Origin of the sequence: Streptomyces albidicamelliae (assembly GCF_025642175.1) — a bacterium.
Classification (GTDB): domain Bacteria; phylum Actinomycetota; class Actinomycetes; order Streptomycetales; family Streptomycetaceae; genus Streptomyces; species Streptomyces albidocamelliae.
The window spans coordinates 5099195-5114721 of record NZ_CP106795.1; the positions used below are offsets into that span (position 1 = coordinate 5099195).

The 15527-nt window shown below is 72.3% G+C and carries 17 protein-coding genes and 1 riboswitch; of the genes, 8 read left to right on the plus strand and 9 right to left on the minus strand.

Features of this window, described 5'->3' with window-relative positions:
• Positions 1-9 precede the first annotated feature (9 nt).
• Positions 10-585, minus strand: a complete 576-nt coding sequence (locus N8I86_RS23430; protein WP_263278634.1) for a TetR/AcrR family transcriptional regulator — start codon at positions 583-585, stop codon at positions 10-12.
• 51 nt (positions 586-636) lie between these two features.
• On the opposite strand from N8I86_RS23430, the gene N8I86_RS23435 reads away from it, so the two are divergent.
• The 4 genes from N8I86_RS23435 (at position 637) to N8I86_RS23450 (ending at position 4717) form a co-directional block, all read left to right on the plus strand.
• Positions 637-1134: a nuclear transport factor 2 family protein gene (locus N8I86_RS23435; protein ID WP_263278635.1), complete on the plus strand. Its 498-nt coding sequence runs from the start codon at positions 637-639 to the stop codon at positions 1132-1134.
• A gap of 97 nt (positions 1135-1231) precedes the next feature.
• A riboswitch (ZMP/ZTP riboswitch) is annotated at positions 1232-1321 on the plus strand.
• A gap of 31 nt (positions 1322-1352) precedes the next feature.
• Positions 1353-2801: a glycine hydroxymethyltransferase gene (locus tag N8I86_RS23440; RefSeq protein WP_073888808.1), complete on the plus strand. Its 1449-nt coding sequence runs from the start codon at positions 1353-1355 to the stop codon at positions 2799-2801.
• A gap of 169 nt (positions 2802-2970) precedes the next feature.
• Positions 2971-3984 (plus strand): tryptophan--tRNA ligase, encoded by a 1014-nt coding sequence (gene trpS, locus N8I86_RS23445; protein WP_073890369.1) that lies wholly within the window; start codon positions 2971-2973, stop codon positions 3982-3984.
• Positions 3985-4132: 148 nt separating this feature from the next.
• Positions 4133-4717 carry a 2'-5' RNA ligase family protein gene (locus N8I86_RS23450; RefSeq protein ID WP_073888810.1) on the plus strand — a complete coding sequence of 195 codons (585 nt, stop codon included), beginning with the start codon at positions 4133-4135 and terminating at the stop codon, positions 4715-4717.
• Positions 4718-4787: 70 nt separating this feature from the next.
• Here N8I86_RS23450 and N8I86_RS23455 read toward each other — a convergent pair whose 3' ends face one another.
• Complete coding sequence (locus N8I86_RS23455; protein ID WP_263278636.1) at positions 4788-5543, minus strand: decaprenylphospho-beta-D-erythro-pentofuranosid-2-ulose 2-reductase; 756 nt, start codon at positions 5541-5543, stop codon at positions 4788-4790.
• Between the two features lies 1 nt (position 5544).
• Positions 5545-6915 carry an FAD-binding oxidoreductase gene (locus N8I86_RS23460; protein ID WP_263278637.1) on the minus strand — a complete coding sequence of 457 codons (1371 nt, stop codon included), beginning with the start codon at positions 6913-6915 and terminating at the stop codon, positions 5545-5547.
• Positions 6916-7057: 142 nt separating this feature from the next.
• Here N8I86_RS23460 and N8I86_RS23465 point away from each other — a divergent pair, with 142 nt between their 5' ends.
• Complete coding sequence (locus N8I86_RS23465; protein ID WP_123436910.1) at positions 7058-7966, plus strand: YihY/virulence factor BrkB family protein; 909 nt, start codon at positions 7058-7060, stop codon at positions 7964-7966.
• On the opposite strand, the gene N8I86_RS23470 is transcribed toward N8I86_RS23465, so the two are convergent.
• On the minus strand, positions 7914-9149 hold the full coding sequence (locus N8I86_RS23470; protein WP_079192310.1) for a D-alanyl-D-alanine carboxypeptidase family protein: 1236 nt from the start codon (positions 9147-9149) through the stop codon (positions 7914-7916). The two genes, N8I86_RS23465 and N8I86_RS23470, sit on opposite strands and share 53 nt — an antisense overlap.
• A gap of 91 nt (positions 9150-9240) precedes the next feature.
• Between N8I86_RS23470 and N8I86_RS23475 the strand changes: the two genes are divergently transcribed.
• The 3 genes from N8I86_RS23475 (at position 9241) to N8I86_RS23485 (ending at position 12537) form a co-directional block, all read left to right on the plus strand.
• Positions 9241-9480 carry an SCO4848 family membrane protein gene (locus tag N8I86_RS23475; protein ID WP_073888820.1) on the plus strand — a complete coding sequence of 80 codons (240 nt, stop codon included), beginning with the start codon at positions 9241-9243 and terminating at the stop codon, positions 9478-9480.
• Positions 9481-9496: 16 nt separating this feature from the next.
• Positions 9497-10777, plus strand: coding sequence for a metallophosphoesterase (locus tag N8I86_RS23480; RefSeq protein ID WP_073888822.1), 1281 nt, complete (start codon positions 9497-9499; stop codon positions 10775-10777).
• 215 nt (positions 10778-10992) lie between these two features.
• Entirely contained in the window at positions 10993-12537 is a 1545-nt protein-coding gene (locus N8I86_RS23485) for an ABC transporter substrate-binding protein (protein WP_263278639.1), read from the plus strand.
• Between the two features lie 24 nt (positions 12538-12561).
• On the opposite strand, the gene N8I86_RS23490 is transcribed toward N8I86_RS23485, so the two are convergent.
• From N8I86_RS23490 to N8I86_RS23510, 5 genes are all read right to left on the minus strand, one after another.
• A complete protein-coding gene (locus N8I86_RS23490; RefSeq protein ID WP_263278640.1) occupies positions 12562-13296 on the minus strand; it encodes a TetR/AcrR family transcriptional regulator in 735 nt (244 codons plus the stop codon).
• Positions 13297-13307: 11 nt separating this feature from the next.
• Entirely contained in the window at positions 13308-13829 is a 522-nt protein-coding gene (locus N8I86_RS23495; protein ID WP_263278641.1) for a thiol-disulfide oxidoreductase DCC family protein, read from the minus strand.
• Between the two features lie 5 nt (positions 13830-13834).
• Entirely contained in the window at positions 13835-14242 is a 408-nt protein-coding gene (locus N8I86_RS23500) for a hypothetical protein (RefSeq protein WP_073888828.1), read from the minus strand.
• Between the two features lie 118 nt (positions 14243-14360).
• Positions 14361-14771 carry a VOC family protein gene (locus tag N8I86_RS23505; RefSeq protein WP_263278642.1) on the minus strand — a complete coding sequence of 137 codons (411 nt, stop codon included), beginning with the start codon at positions 14769-14771 and terminating at the stop codon, positions 14361-14363.
• Between the two features lie 96 nt (positions 14772-14867).
• Positions 14868-15506, minus strand: coding sequence for a Uma2 family endonuclease (locus tag N8I86_RS23510; protein WP_073888832.1), 639 nt, complete (start codon positions 15504-15506; stop codon positions 14868-14870).
• Between the last annotated feature and the right edge of the window lie 21 nt (positions 15507-15527).

Consider the following 15527-nt stretch of genomic DNA (forward strand, 5'->3'; position numbering starts at 1 on the left):
CGGGGGGTCTCAGCGGGTTCCGCCGCTCGCGAGCAGCGACTCGACGGCCGTGCGGGCGTGCGCCGCGGGCGAGGGATCGCCGCTGAGCCCGGCCGTGACGACGGCGCCCTCGGCGAGCAGGAACACCGGCTCGGCCACCGGCACCCCGGTGGCCCGCACCCAGGCCGCGAGCTGGTCGTGGAAGGCCTGCTTGTGGGACCGCACCTCGGCCAGCACCGGCTCGGACGACGAGCCGAGCTCGCCGAAGGCGTTGATCCAGGCGCAGCCGCGGAAGCCGGGCTCGCCGAACCATCCGGCGAGCCAGTCGAAGACCGCGAGCACCCGCTCCCGCGGGTCCCGGACACCCTCCACATGGGCGGTCAGGCTCTCGCGCCAGCGCCGGTCGCGCCGCCGGAGCACGGCGACCACGAGGTCCTCCTTGGTCGCGAACAGCCGGTAGATCCGCTTCAGGGGCAGTCCGGACGCCTCGCGGACCCGGTCCATCCCGACGGCCTGGATGCCGTGCGCGTAGAACAGCGCCTCCGCCGCGTCCAGGAGCGCCGCCCGGTCCAGGCGGGTCTGTTCCTCGGTGATCGGGGCGGGCATCGGCGTGCTCCTTGACTATGAGAACGGTCGTTCTCTAGGTTAGCCGCATCGATGGAGAACGTTCGTTCTCGACCTGAGGAGGCCGCCGTGCCCGAAGACCGTCCGCCCGTCCCGCCGTTCACCGAGGAGACCGCCCGCCGGAAGGTGCAGGCGGCCGAGGACGCCTGGAACACCCGCGACCCCCACCGGGTGGCCCAGGCGTACACGCCGGACTCGGTCTGGCGGAACCGGGACCGGTTCCTCACCGGCCGCGAGGAGATCGTCGCCTTCCTGACCGGGAAGTGGGAGCGCGAACTCGACTACGCCCTGCGCAAGAGCCTGTGGAGCTTCCACGACGACCGGATCGCCGTCCGCTTCCAGTACGAGTGCCACGACGCCGACGGGCAGTGGTGGCGCTCCTACGGCAACGAACTGTGGGAGTTCGACGAGCACGGCCTGATGCGCCGCCGCGAGGCCGGCATCAACGACGTGCCGATCCGCGAGTCCGACCGGCGCATCTTCGGTCCCCGCCCCGCCGCGGAGCACGGCACCGACCTCCCGCTGCACTGACCTCACGGCCCTTGCGGACGCGTCGCCCGCCGCCCTCCCGCGCTCGCTCGCATGGTGGACGCGGGATCTCACGGCTCCGGCCCGCCGGGTAGGCTGATCAGCGGGCCGTGACTGGCGCGCTGGGATGGGACCGACCATCGGGGAGCGGCCCGAGCACGAATGAGTGCCGTGCGCCTGGGCCGAACCGAACACGCCGAACGCCACGTCCGGAGGTCCCCATGCCAGAGCAGCATCTCTCCACCGAGTCCACCGCCTTCCGCGCCGCTCTCGACGTCGTCCGCGCCGTCGAGCCGCGGGTCGCCGACGCCATCGGCCAGGAGGTCGTCGACCAGCGCGCGATGCTCAAGCTCATCGCCTCCGAGAACTACGCCTCCCCGGCGACCCTCCTCGCGATGGGCAACTGGTTCAGCGACAAGTACGCCGAGGGCACCGTCGGCCGCCGCTTCTACGCCGGCTGCCGCAACGTCGACACCGTGGAGGCCCTGGCCGCCGAGCACGCCCGGGAGCTCTTCGGCGCCCGGCACGCCTACGTCCAGCCGCACTCCGGCATCGACGCCAACCTCGTCGCCTTCTGGGCCGTCCTCGCCGACCGGGTCGAGGCGCCCTTCCTGGAGAAGACCGGCGTCCGCCAGGTCAACGACCTCAGCGAGGCCGACTGGGCCGAACTGCGCCAGGCCTTCGGCAACCAGCGCATGCTCGGCATGTCCCTGGACGCCGGCGGCCACCTCACCCACGGCTTCCGCCCGAACATCTCCGGCAAGATGTTCGACCAGCGCTCCTACGGCACCGACCCGGCCACCGGCCTCATCGACTACGAGGCCCTGCGCGCCCAGGCCCGCGAGTTCAAGCCGCTGATCATCGTCGCCGGTTACTCGGCCTACCCGCGGCTCGTGAACTTCCGGATCATGCGCGAGATCGCCGACGAGGTCGGGGCGACCCTGATGGTCGACATGGCCCACTTCGCGGGTCTCGTCGCCGGCAAGGTCCTCATCGGCGATTTCGACCCGGTCCCGCACGCCCAGATCGTCACCACCACCACCCACAAGTCGCTGCGCGGCCCGCGCGGCGGCATGGTCCTGTGCGACGACTCCCTCAAGGACCAGGTCGACCGGGGCTGCCCGATGGTGCTCGGCGGTCCGCTGCCGCACGTCATGGCCGCCAAGGCGGTCGCGCTCGCCGAGGCCCGGCAGCCCGCCTTCCAGGACTACGCCCAGCGCATCGTCGACAACTCCCGCGCCCTGGCCCAGGGCCTCATGCGGCGCGGCGCCACCCTGGTGACCGGCGGCACGGACAACCACCTCAACCTCATCGACGTGGCCGGCTCCTACGGCCTCACCGGCCGTCAGGCCGAGGCCGCCCTCCTGGACTCGGGCATCGTCACCAACCGCAACGCCATCCCCGCCGACCCCAACGGCGCCTGGTACACCTCCGGCATCCGCATCGGCACCCCCGCCCTGACCACCCGTGGCCTCGGCACCGCGGAGATGGACGAGGTCGCCGGTCTCATCGACCGGGTCCTGACCACCACCGAGCCGGGCACCACCAGCAAGGGCGCCCCGTCCAAGGCCCAGCACGTCCTCGACCCCAAGGTCGCGGACGAGATCTCCCGCCGGGCGACCGACCTGGTGGCCGGCTTCCCGCTCTACCCGGAGATCGACCTCGGCTGACGAGGCACCTCCCCGCTCCCCTCGCGGCGGTCCGGCACTGCGCCGGGCCGCCGCGCGGCGCGTCGGCTCCGGGACCGAGGGCGGGCGCCGGCGCGGCACGCCCTTCACGACGGCCCGCTGTTCCCGACCAGTTCCGAACCGGGCCCCGACACCTGAGAGAATGGTGGACATGGCCACTGACCGACCCCGCGTGCTCTCCGGAATCCAGCCCACCGCAGGCTCGTTCCACCTCGGCAACTACCTCGGCGCCGTCCGCCAGTGGGTGGCCCTGCAGGAGACCCACGACGCGTTCTACATGGTCGTAGACCTGCACGCGATCACGGTTCCCCAGGACCCGGCCCAGCTGCGCGCCAACACCCGGCTCGCCGCCGCCCAGCTGCTGGCCGCCGGCCTCGACCCGGACCGCTGCACCCTCTTCGTGCAGAGCCATGTCCCCGAGCACGCCCAGCTCGCCTGGGTCATGAACTGCCTCACCGGCTTCGGCGAGGCCTCCCGCATGACCCAGTTCAAGGACAAGTCCGCCAAGCAGGGCGCCGACCGGGCCTCCGTCGGCCTGTTCACGTACCCGATCCTGCAGGTCGCGGACATCCTGCTGTACCAGGCCAACGAGGTGCCGGTCGGCGAGGACCAGCGCCAGCACATCGAGCTGACCCGCGACCTCGCCGAGCGGTTCAACGGCCGTTTCGGCCACAGCTTCACCGTCCCGAAGCCGTACATCCTCAAGGAGACGGCGAAGATCTACGACCTGCAGGACCCGTCGATCAAGATGAGCAAGTCGGCGTCCACGCCGAAGGGCCTCATCAACCTCCTCGACGAGCCGAAGGCGACGGCGAAGAAGGTCAAGAGCGCGGTCACGGACACGGACACCGTGATCCGCTACGACGCCGAGCACAAGCCGGGCGTGTCGAACCTCCTCACCATCTACTCCACGCTCACCGGCCGGACGATCGCCGAGCTGGAGCAGGACTACGAGGGCAAGATGTACGGCGCGCTCAAGACCGACCTCGCCGAGGTCATGGTCGAGTTCGTGACGCCCTTCCGCGAGCGCACCCAGCAGTACCTGGACGACGCCGAGACCCTCGACTCGATCCTCGCCAAGGGCGCGGAGAAGGCCCGCGCGGTCGCCGCGGAGACCCTGGCGCAGGCGTACGAGCGGGTGGGCTTCCTGCCGGCGAAGCACTGAACGCCACCGAGGCGTACGACCGCACACACGTCCGCACGGGCGGAGCGCTGCACATCACTTCCGCTGCGCCTGCCCACAGGACGGTCATGGCCTTACAGTCGATAGCCGGACGACTGAGAACACAACAGACGCGACGACAGGAGACGACGTGGGGACCGTAACGATCGGCGTGTCGATCGCGGTCCCGGAGCCTCACGGCAGCCTGCTCCAGGAGCGGCGCGCGGGCTTCGGCGACGCCGCTGCTCACGGCATCCCCACGCACGTCACGCTGCTGCCGCCGACCGAGGTCGACGCGACCGCTCTGCCGGCCGTCGACGCGCACCTCACGGCGGTCGCCGCGGCCGGCCGGCCTTTCCCGATGCGGCTGTCCGGCACGGGCACGTTCCGTCCCCTGTCCCCGGTCGTCTACGTCCGGATCGTCCAGGGCGCCGAGGACTGTACCTGGCTCCAGCAGCGGGTGCGCGACGCCTCCGGGCCCGTCGCGCGCGAGCTGCAGTTCCCGTACCACCCGCACGTCACGGTCGCGCACGGCATCGACGACGCGGCGATGGACCGCGCCTTCGAGGAACTGGCGGGCTTCGAGGCCGAGTGGCCCTGCACCGGGTTCGCGCTCTACGAGCAGGGCGCCGACGGGGTCTGGCGCAAGCTGCGGGAGTACGCCTTCGGCAGTTCCGTGGTGCCCCCGCAGGCGGGCCACGCCGACGTCGGACGCGGGTCGATCGCCAGCCGCTAGCCCGCCCGCGGACCGGCCGTACTCCCCGCGGGGGGCCCGGCCGCCGTCGGCGCGTCCCTCTCCCGGGTGACTACAGCGGCAGCCGGCGGAACAGCGAGCGCCGGGCGTGCCGCAGGGCCGACATCACCGGTCGCAGGACCCCCGGCACCCACACCGTCTCGGAGCGGCGGCGCAGTCCCAGCTCGATCGCGGTGGCGACCGCCTCCGGCGTGGTCGACAGCGGGCTCCCGGACCGCCCGGCCGCCGCCCCCGTACGGACCTCTCCGGGGCGTACGACCATGACGTGCGCGCCGGTGCCGTGCAGGGCGTCGCCGAGGCCCTGGGCGAAGGCGTCGAGACCGGCCTTGCTGGAGCCGTAGATGAAGTCGGCGCGGCGGGCCCGCTCGCCCGCGACGGAGGACAGGACCACCAGGGAGCCGTGCCCCTGCGCCTGGAGGGCGCGGGCGGCGACCAGGCCCGCCGACACCGCCCCGGTGTAGTTGGTCTGGGCGACCCGGACCGCGCGCAGCGGATCACGCTCGTCCTCGGCCTGGTCGCCGCAGACACCGAAGGCGAACAGCACCACGTCGACGTCGCCCTCGGCGAAGACCTTGCCGAGGACGGTCTCGTGGGACCCGGGGTCCAGGGCGTCGAAGGCGACCGTGCGGGCGTCGGCGCCGAGCGCGCGCAGACTCCCGGCGGCCTGCTCCAGGGCGGGCGAGGGGCGGCCGGCCAGCCACACCGTGCGGGTGCGCCGGGCGATCAGCCGGCGTGCCGTGGCCAGCGCGATCTCGGACGTGCCGCCGAGGACGAGCAGTGACTGGGGAAGACCGAAGGCGTCCTTCACGTCAGCTCCTAGGGGTGTGGAGGTCGAGTCGGCGGGCGAGGTCCGAGACGAAGACCCCGCGGGGGTCGAGCTCCGCGCGCAGGGCCCGGAAGTCGGCCACGCGCGGGTACATGGCGGCCAGCAGTTCGGGGCGCAGCCGGGAGTCCTTGGCGAGGCAGACGCGCCCGCCGGCCGCGGCGATCTCCTCGTCGAGGCCGTCGAGCAGCGAGGGGAGTCCGGGCAGCGCGGCCGGCGCGTCCAGGGCGAGGCTCCAGCCGGGCACCGGGAAGGAGAGCCAGCCGGGGTCGCCGTCCCCGAAGCGCTGGAGGACGGCGAGGAGGGACGGGCAGCGGTGGGCGGCGATGCGCCGCACGACCCGGTGCAGCACCTCCTCCCGGCCGTGGCCGAGGACGAACTGGTACTGCACGAACCCCCCGCGGCCGTAGAGACGGTTGCGGTGGGGCAGACCGTCCAGGGGGTGGAAGTACGCGGACAGGTGCTGGATCCGGCCGGTGCGCGCGCGGGGCGCCGTGCGGTGGCGGAGCTCGTTGAGGAGCCCCGCGGTGGTGCGGCCGAGCAGACCGTCCGGGACGAGGGCGGCGGGGGCCGGGAGCCGGCGCGGGCCGGCGGACAGGGGCTGCCGCCAGACGCGCGTGTGCCCGCCGAGGGCGTCGAGCGGGGTGTGGTCGGCGCGGCGGAGGACCGCGCGTCCGGTCGCCGGGCCCCGGGCCAGCAGGTCGATCCAGGCGGCCGAGTAGCGGTGGCGGTGGTCGCCGGTGGTCATCCGGGCCAGCAGGTCGTCGAGGCCGGCGGCGCGTTCGGTGCGGACCGTGAGGTACGCCGTCTCGACCGGAAGCAGCCGGAAGGTGGCGGTCAGGATGACTCCGGTCAGGCCGAGGCCGCCGGTGGTCGCCTCGAACAGCGGGGTGCCGGGGCGTACCGTGCGGACCTCGCCGTCGGCGGTCAGCAGCTCCAGGGACAGCACATGGCGGCAGAAGGAGCCGGAGACGTGCTGGTTGCGGCCGTGGACGTCGGCGCCGATCGCACCGCCCACGGTCACGTGCCGGGTGCCCGGGGCGACCGGCGGGAGCCAGCCGAGCGGCAGCAGCACCTCGGTCAGCCGCCGCAGGGAGATCCCGGCGTCGCACAGCACGATGCCCTCGGCGGCGTCGATCACGTGGACCCGGTCCAGGCCGGTCATGTCGAGGACGGCGCCGCCGGCGTTCTGCGCCGCGTCCCCGTGGGCCCGTCCGAGACCCCGTGCGACGGCGCCCCGCGTCCCGCAGTCCCGGACGGCCGCCGCGGCCTCCTCGTAGGTGCGCGGGCGGATCACACGGGCGACGGTGGGGGCGGTGCGGCCCCAGCCGGTGACGGGAACGGTGTCTCCAGACATGCTGGCGACCGTATCGCCCTTATACAGGCGGTTAGTTAAAAAACATCTCCTTCGTCCTGGAAACGGGTGATTAGTGGGATGTCCCCTGATATTGACGTCATTTGAGCGGTGTGGAGGAGCGCGGCGAGGGCAGGGACGGATCATGGACTGGCTGAAGAGACTGCCCGGCATCGGGCCGCTCGTCACACGGCTGATGACGACGCACGCGTGGCGGAGCTACGAGCGACTCGACCGGGTGAAATGGACCCGGCTGGCCGCCGCCATGACGTTCGTCAGCTTCGTCGCGCTGTTCCCGCTGCTGACCGTGGCCGCCGCGATCACCGCCGCCACGCTCAGCCCGTCCGGTCAGAAGACCGTCGAGAACCGCATCGCCGACCAGTTCCCCGGCCTCTCCCAGCAGCTGGACATCGGCGCGCTGGTGGACAACGCCGGCACGGTCGGCGTCATCGCCGGCGCCGTGCTGCTGTTCACCGGCATCGGCTGGGTCGGCCAGACACGGGACTGCCTGCGCGCGGTGTGGGAGCTGCCCGACCGCGAGGAGAACCCGCTCGTCACCAAGGCCAAGGACGCCGGCATCCTCCTCGGCCTCGGCGGCGCCCTGCTGGTCACGCTCGCCACGTCCGCCCTCGCCTCGGCGGCGGTCGGCCTCGTGTCCCGGCAGCTCGGCCTCCAGGAGCACGGCTGGGGCAGCCTGCTGCTCCAGGTCACCGCGTTCGCCGTCGCCGCGCTCGCCGACTTCCTCGTCCTGCTCTACGTCCTCACCCTGCTGCCCGGCGTCGAGCCGCAGCGCCGCCGTCTGCTGGTGGCCGCGATGCTCGGCGCGATCGGCTTCGAACTACTGAAGCTCCTGATCAGCGGGTACATCCAGGGGGTCGCCGCGAAGAGCATGTACGGCGCGTTCGGTGTGCCGGTGGCGCTGCTGCTGTGGATCAACTTCACCGCGAAACTCGTCCTGTTCTGCGCCTCCTGGACGGCGACGCCGAGCAAGGAGACCGGTCTCAGGAACGGGTCCGACGGCGCATCAGGTCCGGCAGCGGCCACCGGCGGTTGACCAGGAACGCCCCGCCCCCGAGGAGTACCAGCAGCCCGCCCGCGACGGCCAGCGCGGTGCCGACGCCCGAACCGGTCCCCGCGGTGGCGCTCGCCACCGGCTTCGAGCCCGACCCGCCGGTCCCCGCGGCCGCCTCCCCCGTGGCGGGCCCCCCGCTCGGCGGCGCGGTGGGCTGCGCGGCGCTCCTCGGCGGCACCAGCACCCCCACCGGAGCGACCTTGCCGGCCGCCTGGAAACCCCAGTCGAACAGCTTCGCGGTCTCCTTGTAGACCTCGTTGTGCTCGCGCTTCTCCGGGTTCATCACCGTGACGAGCAGCACCTTGCCGCCCCGTTCGGCGACGCCGGTGAAGGTGGCGCCCGCGTGGGTGGTGTTGCCGTTCTTCACGCCGGCGATGCCCTGGTAGACGGGCACGTCGGAGTCGCCGCTCAGCAGCCGGTTGGTGTTCTGGATCTCGGACGACCCGAACGGCGCCCGCACCGTCGAGCAGTAGTCGCGGAAGTCCTTCTTCTGCAGCCCGGAACGGGCGAACAGCGTCAGGTCGTACGCCGACGACACCTGCTCCGGCGCGTCGTAGCCGTCCGGGGAGACCACGTGCGTGTCCAGGGCCTGCAGCTGCTCGGCGTGGTCCTGCATGTCCTCGACGGTCTGCCGGACCCCGCCGTTCATCGCCGACAGCACGTGCACGGCGTCGTTGCCCGAGCGCAGGAAGACCCCGAGCCACAGATCGTGGACGGTGTAGCTCCTGCCCTCCTTTATCCCGACCACGCTGGAGCCGACGCCCATGCCCGCGAGGTCCGACGGCACCACCTTGTGCCGGGTGCCCTTGGGGAACCGGGGCAGCACGGTGTCCGCGAACAGCATCTTCAGCGTGCTCGCCGGGGGCAGCCGCCAGTGCGCGTTGTGCGCGGCGAGCACCTCGCCCGACTCCGCGTCGGAGACGATCCACGAGCGGGCGGTCAGGTCCTTGGGCAGCACGGGCACGCCCGGCGCGAGGTCGACCTGGGTGCCGGCCATGCCGAGCCGGGCGCCGCCGAGGGTGGACATCCCGGCCGGGGGTGTGGCCGACGGACTCGCCGGCGGGGTCGGGGCCGCGAGCGCCGCGGGGGCGGTGACGGACAGGGTCAGCACGGTGGCGGAGGTGACCAGCAGCGATCGCCGGCCGGTCTTCTGGGGAGCGAACACGGTCGAGAACGTACCTGGAGCGCTCGGTGAAGTCCCGCGCCCCGCCCCACCCCCGGCACGGAACCGGAATCGGGACGGCGATACTGGAGACATGAAGCTCAGCCGCCCGGTCTCCTGGTTCCTGCTCGCCTTCGGGGTGTGGAGCTGGGTCATCTGGGTCACTTTCGTCAAGAACCTGGTCAAGGACGGCAGCGGACTCGCCTTCGACGACGGTCACCCGACCGCGTACTTCTGGGTGCATCTGCTGCTGGCGGTCGTCTCCTTCGTATTGGGGACGGTCGTCGGGGTCATCGGGTTGCGCGGACTGCGCGCACTGCGCCGGACGTCATAGCGGGGGACCGGTCGGGGTGGTCATCGTCTTCGCGCTCGTCGCCCTGGCCGTCCTGGCCGTCGTGGCGGTCCTGCACTGGTACGTGTGGCGGCGTCTGGTCCGCGACACCACGCGCGGCCCGGGCCCGGCCCGCCGCGCCGGCACGGCGGTGTTCGTCGCCGGTCCGGTCCTGATGGTCGCCGCCCTGGTCGCGGAGCGCTCCGGCGCGCCGTTCGCGCTCCAACGCGCCCTGGCCTGGCCGGGCTTCCTGTGGATGGCCCTCGCCCTGTACCTGCTGCTGGCGGTGGTGGCGGGCGAGGCCGTACGCCCCCTGCTGCGCCGCTTCCCGGTTCGGCGGGCCCGGGCCGCCGCCCCCGTACCGGAACCCGAGACGGTACCGGCGGGGGAGCCGGCGGACGGACCGGGACCCGACGCGCGGGCCCCCGCGCACGGACCCGGGCCCGACGGGCCGGAGCGCGCCGAGGCGCCCGGTCCCACCCGTCGCCTCTTCGTCTCCCGGGTCGTCGCCGGCGCCGCCGCCACCACCGCCGTCGCGACCGTCGGCCTCGGCACCCACGGGGTGCTGCGCGGCCCCCGGGTGAAGCGGGTCACCGTGCCGCTGGCCAGACTCCCGCGAGCCGCGCACGGCTTCCGGATCGCGGTCGTCAGCGACATCCACCTCGGGCCCGTCCTCGGCCGGAGCTTCGCGCAGCGGGTCGTCGACACGGTCAACGCGACCCAGCCGGACCTGATCGCGGTCGTCGGCGACCTGGTGGACGGCAGCGTCAAGGACCTCGGCCCGGCCGCCGCCCCCCTCGCCGGGCTCACCGCACGGCACGGCGCGTACTTCGTCACCGGCAACCACGAGTACTTCTCCGGTGCCGAGCAGTGGGTCGAGGAGGTCCGCACCCTCGGCCTGCACCCGCTGCAGAACGCCCGCACCGAGCTGCCCCACTTCGACCTGGCCGGGGTGAACGACCTGCAGGGCGAGAGCGAGGGGCAGGGGCCGGACTTCGACAGGGCCCTCGACGGCCGGGACCCGGCACGCGCGTGCGTGCTGCTCGCCCACCAGCCGGTGCAGATCCACGAGGCCGTCCGGCACGGCGTCGACCTCCAGCTCTCCGGCCACACCCACGGCGGCCAGCTCTGGCCCGGCAGCCTGATCGCGGCCGCTGCCAACCCGACCGTCGCCGGACTCGACCGCTACGGCGACACCCAGCTGTACGTCAGCCGGGGCGCCGGCGCCTGGGGCCCGCCCACCCGGGTGGGGGCGCCGTCGGACGTCACGGTGATCGAACTGGCCGCCGCACGCGCGTGACCGGGAGCGCCCCCGAGCCTGTGAAGGCGCTGTGAAACCCGGCGCAAACAACACCTCGGTAAGTTCTTTCCCATCCGGTCAGAAAGCCCTTCCCCCGGGCGAAACAGGTGTGATTAGGTGAGCCGCGCCGCTTAGGGGAGTGGCGCGATTCGTGCTGGCCAGGGGTAGGGCCCCGAGGGGCCCTTGGGGAGGGCACCACCATGCGATCTGTTCGCATGCGGATTCTCATGACGCTGCTCGTGCTCGCGGTCGTGGGGGTGGGCGGCTGGCAACTGCTGCCGTCGCAGGAGAACAAGAACAAGACCATCACCGTCGGGACGACGGACGCCGTCACGGCGCTCGACCCGGCCGGTGCCTACGACGCCGGTTCCTGGGCGTTGTTCAGCAACGTCTTCCAGACGCTGCTGACGTTCGAGCCCGGCGGGGTCGAGCCGGTCCCGGACGCGGCGCAGAGCTGCGCGTTCCGGGGCAGCGGGCTGAAGACGTACCAGTGCACCCTGCGCGAGGGGATCAGCTTCCCGAGCGGGCGCGCGATGACGGCCGAGGACGTGAAGTTCTCCTTCGACCGGGTGAGGAAGATCAACTCCGACGTCGGACCGGCGTCCCTGTTCTCCACGCTCGGCTCGGTGACCGCCGACGGCGCGCGGACCGTCACCTTCCACCTGTCGTCCCCGGACGCCACGTTCCCGCTGAAGGTCGCCACCGGGGCCGGCTCGATCGTCGACAAGGAGAAGTACCCGGCGCGCGCCCTGCGCACCGGCGACTCGATCGACGGCACCGGCCCGTACACGCTGACCGGGTACGTCAAGGACCAGCGGGCCGACCTCGCGCCCAACACACGCTACAAGGGCTACCTCGACGGCACCGGCCGCCCGATCGCGCTGCGCTACTACGCCGACTCCAGGAAGCTGGACAGCGCCTGGAAGGCCCGGCAGGTCGACGTCGCCACCCGGACGCTGTCCCCGGACGTGCTCGCGGACCTGAACCCGAGCGACTCCGGGATGCGGGTCACCGAGTCGGACAGCGCCGAGACCCGCAACCTGTACCTCAACACCCGCGCCGGTTCCCCGCTGCACGACGCTCGGGTGCGCCGCGCGATGGCCTGGCTGGTCAACCGCGAGGAACTGGCGGCGACGGTCTACGAGGGCACGGTCGACCCGCTGTACTCGCTGATCCCGACCGGCATCACCGGCCACACCACGGCGTTCTTCGACGGCTACCCGAAGCAGAGCGTCAAGAAGGCGCGCGCGCTGCTCACCCAGGCCGGGGTCACCCTGCCGGTGCGGTTCACCTTCGGCTACGGCATCGGGCGCGGCGCCGGCAAGGAGGAGGCCGCCTCGCTGAAGAAGCAGCTGGAGACGGGCGGCCTGTTCAAGGTGGACGTCAAGGGATACGAGTGGACCGACTTCCAGAAGAGCTGGGCCGCCGGGAAGATGGACGCGTGGGCGGTCGGCTGGGTGGCCGACTATCCCGACCCGGACACCTTCGGCGCCGCGCTCGTCGGCACCGGCTCCACGATGGCCACCGGCTACAGCAACAAGACGGTCGACCATCTCATCCTGGACAGCCAGCAGTTCGCCGACCGCAGCCGGGCCGCGAACGACTTCCGTGACATCCAGGCCGACGTGGCCGAGGATGTGCCGCTGATCCCGCTCTGGCAGCGCAAGGAGTACGTGGTCAGCACCGAGGACGTGGGCGGGGGGCAGTACCTGGACGACGGCACGGGCGTGTTCCGGCTGTGGCGTCTGGAGTGGATCTGACCCTCCGGTCCCCGGCCGGGGCGGTCACTCGCCCCGGTCGCGGCCCGGGTCCGGCAGCACCTTCGTCATGCCCGGCAGGAAGTCCGTGAACAGCTCGTGGACCTCCAGGACGAGCGGGCGCAGGACGCGGAACCGGGCCAGGGCGACACCGCGCGCGGTGAGCCGGGCCCCGCGCCGCGCCAGCCGGTAGCTGCGCTCCCGCTCCTGCGTGCGGTCGAAGACCCAGTACAGGACCAGTCCCATCTGGGAGAGCCACATCAACTCGGGCAGGACGTCCCGCAGTTCGGGGGCGACCTTGGACTTCGAGCCGGCGAGCACCTCCCGGTGCACGCTGATGGCCTGTTCGCGGGCGTGCTCGCTCTCCGGGGAGAAGGGGCTGAGCGGGCTGTCGGGGTCGGCGGCGTTCTTGAAGAACTGCACGGCGAACTCGTGGTACGGCTTGGCGATGTCCAGCCACGCGGTCAGCACACCGCCGAGCCGTGCCTCCAGGTCGGTCTCGCGGTCCAGGACCTCGCGGACCGCCTCCCGGTGCTCGGCGGCGATCCGGTCGTAGAACCCCTGGATCAGGTGTTCCTTGCCCTCGAAGTAGTAGTAGGCGTTGCCCACGGAGACCCCCGCCTCCGTGGCGATGGCCCGCATGGTCGTCTTGTCGTACCCGCGTTCCTGGAACAACCGCATCGCGGTCTCCAGGATCAGCGCACGGGTCTGCTCGGACTTGCTCTGGGGGCCGGCCTCGGGGCCGTCGTTCTTCGCGGGCACGAGAGAAGAGCCTAACGAGTCGCGCAGCCGCCGTCGGCGCAGGACGGCGGCTCGTAGGTCCAGCCGGTGTCCGGGCGGTAGACCCATCCGTCGCCGCGCCGGTACACCCGGCCTCCCCACTGTCCGCCGCGCGCCTGTCCCTGCCACTGGGCGCCGCGCCATTTCGCCGCCGCCAGCACCGCCCCGCGGGCCAGTACGGCGCCTGCCGGGGTGGACAGCCGGTGGGCGAGCGGCCGGTGTTCGCGCAGGGCCCACAGGACGACGATCCAGGCGCGGGAGCCCCGGTAGACCTGCCCCAAGTCGCCGACGACGGTGACCTCGTCGAGGGTGGCGGCGTGGTCGAGGCCGGGGAAGCGGGCGCGGGCCCCGGCCGAGCCCGCCGGCAGCAACTCCAGCGGCACCAGCTGCGGCTGACGCTCCAGCCAGCCGCGCAGATGGGTGCACAGGGCGCACTCCGCGTCGTACAGGACGGTGAGCCCGTGGACCGGGGTGCGCGCGGCACCCCGGCCCTGCGTGGCGGTCGCGGCGGTCATGCCGGTCACGCGCCGGCCGTCGGGGCGATCCACTCCTGCGGGGCGACCGGGGGCAGCTGCTCCCGCTCCATCACCCCGCGCCGGCGGATCCTGTTGAGCACGTACACGTTGCCCAGGTGCATCACGCCGAGCACCAGCAGCACCACGCCCAGCTTGGTCGACAGGGCCTCGAAGATGCCGCGGGTGTCCTCGATCGTCTCGTCGTCCCCGAGGTACAGCGCCACGAAGCCGAGGTTGACCAGGTAGAAGCCGACCACCAGGAGGTGGTTGACGGCGTCCGCGAGCTTCTCGTTGCCGTGCAGGACGTCGGCCAGGAAGATCCGGCCGTTGCGGCTGAGCGTGCGGGCCACCCAGACGGTCAGGGCGACGCTGACGATCAGGTAGATGACGTAGGCGATGACGGTGCGGTCCATGCCCCACCCCTTCTTGAACGCGTTCAAAACGCTGACAGGGATGACTGTAGCCCTGCTTTTGAACATGTTCAACTCAAGGGCACGGGCCGGCCGGGGCGGGCTCGGCAGGGGGCACGGCTCAGGCCCTGCGGCCCAGCTCCGGGCGCTTGGTGTAGTCCGTGAGGCCGAGGATGTTGCCCCAGGGGTCGGCGATCTCCACGGTCCAGCCGGTGGCCACCTGGAACGCCGGGTCCAGGGGTTCGATGCCCGCGGCGGCCAGGTGCCGTGCCGCCGCCCGGGCGTCCGGTACCTCCAGCCAGAGGCGTGAGGAGGCCCAGGGCGGCGTGCGGCGGCTCAGCGCCTCCTCGGCGCGCAAGAGGATGCCGGGCGTCTCCCCGCCGACCCGCAGCAGGGCGATCCCGGCCGCGTCGAACCGGAACGCCACGGTGAACCCGGCCCGCTCGTAGAACCCGACGGCCTCGGCGAGGTCGCCGACGGGCAGCAGGACGTTGTCGAAACCGAGCAGTTCGTACGACTCTTCGTCTGACATGTCGTCAGATTAGAAGGCGTGCCGCACGGATGCGAGGAGCCCCACCGGAGCGGATGTCCGGTGGGGCTCGGCAGGGGGTTCGGCGCCCTTCTCGCGCTAGTCGCGCCCTTGCGCGTCCTGCGCCGGCCGGGGGCGGCCCGCCGCGAGGATCTCGGTCACGTCGAGGGTGACCTTGGCGCCGATGGAGTCGGGGAGCGACACGGTTTCCCCCGGGGCGTAGGGGCGGTGGTGCTCGTAGGTGTCTCCCGCCGGGTCGGTGAGGACGTGGACGCGCTGGTGCTTGCGGTCGACGATCACGTACACCGGGACCTTGGCCGCGGCGTAGGCGGCGACCTTGGTCTTCAGATCGTTCTTCCAGTTCCTGGAGGTGACCTCAAGGACGAGGCGGAAGCACGCCGGATCGTAGGCGTTGTTCTCGATGAGGTGGTCGTCGATGTCGGCGTCCACCACGACGAGGTCGGGGATGGCGTAGTCCTCGTCCCCGGTGGGGAGCCAGAGCCCCACGTTCTGCAGGACTTCGGTCTCGCCGTCGTGCAGTCCGGCCGCGATGAAGGGGATCATGAGGCCGGTCAGGGCGCGGGCGTGGGGCACGTCCGGGGACGGGGTCACGAGGAGGAATCCTCCGATGATCTCGACGCGGTAGCCCGGATGGCGCTCCATGATCTCGTCGGCGATGGTCGCGAGGCTGACCGGCTCTTCGTGCTCGAAGGGCTGCTCGACGGATGCTGCGGACATCAGGTGCCTCCCGTGGGCGGG

Excerpts from the sequence above, each read along its gene's own strand:
- N8I86_RS23475 (WP_073888820.1), top strand. The coding sequence starts at position 9,241 with ATGAAGCTCAGCCGCCCGGTCTCCTGGTTCCTGCTCGCCTTCGGGGTG.
- trpS (WP_073890369.1), top strand. The coding sequence starts at position 2,971 with ATGGCCACTGACCGACCCCGCGTGCTCTCCGGAATCCAGCCCACCGCA.
- N8I86_RS23440 (WP_073888808.1), top strand. The coding sequence starts at position 1,353 with ATGCCAGAGCAGCATCTCTCCACCGAGTCCACCGCCTTCCGCGCCGCT.
- N8I86_RS23435 (WP_263278635.1), top strand. The coding sequence starts at position 637 with ATGGAGAACGTTCGTTCTCGACCTGAGGAGGCCGCCGTGCCCGAAGAC.
- N8I86_RS23505 (WP_263278642.1), bottom strand. The coding sequence starts at position 14,771 with ATGTCAGACGAAGAGTCGTACGAACTGCTCGGTTTCGACAACGTCCTG.
- N8I86_RS23460 (WP_263278637.1), bottom strand. The coding sequence starts at position 6,915 with ATGTCTGGAGACACCGTTCCCGTCACCGGCTGGGGCCGCACCGCCCCC.
- N8I86_RS23500 (WP_073888828.1), bottom strand. The coding sequence starts at position 14,242 with ATGGACCGCACCGTCATCGCCTACGTCATCTACCTGATCGTCAGCGTC.
- N8I86_RS23430 (WP_263278634.1), bottom strand. The coding sequence starts at position 585 with ATGCCCGCCCCGATCACCGAGGAACAGACCCGCCTGGACCGGGCGGCG.
- N8I86_RS23485 (WP_263278639.1), top strand. The coding sequence starts at position 10,993 with ATGCGGATTCTCATGACGCTGCTCGTGCTCGCGGTCGTGGGGGTGGGC.
- N8I86_RS23495 (WP_263278641.1), bottom strand. The coding sequence starts at position 13,829 with ATGACCGCCGCGACCGCCACGCAGGGCCGGGGTGCCGCGCGCACCCCG.
- N8I86_RS23465 (WP_123436910.1), top strand. The coding sequence starts at position 7,058 with ATGGACTGGCTGAAGAGACTGCCCGGCATCGGGCCGCTCGTCACACGG.
- N8I86_RS23510 (WP_073888832.1), bottom strand. The coding sequence starts at position 15,506 with ATGTCCGCAGCATCCGTCGAGCAGCCCTTCGAGCACGAAGAGCCGGTC.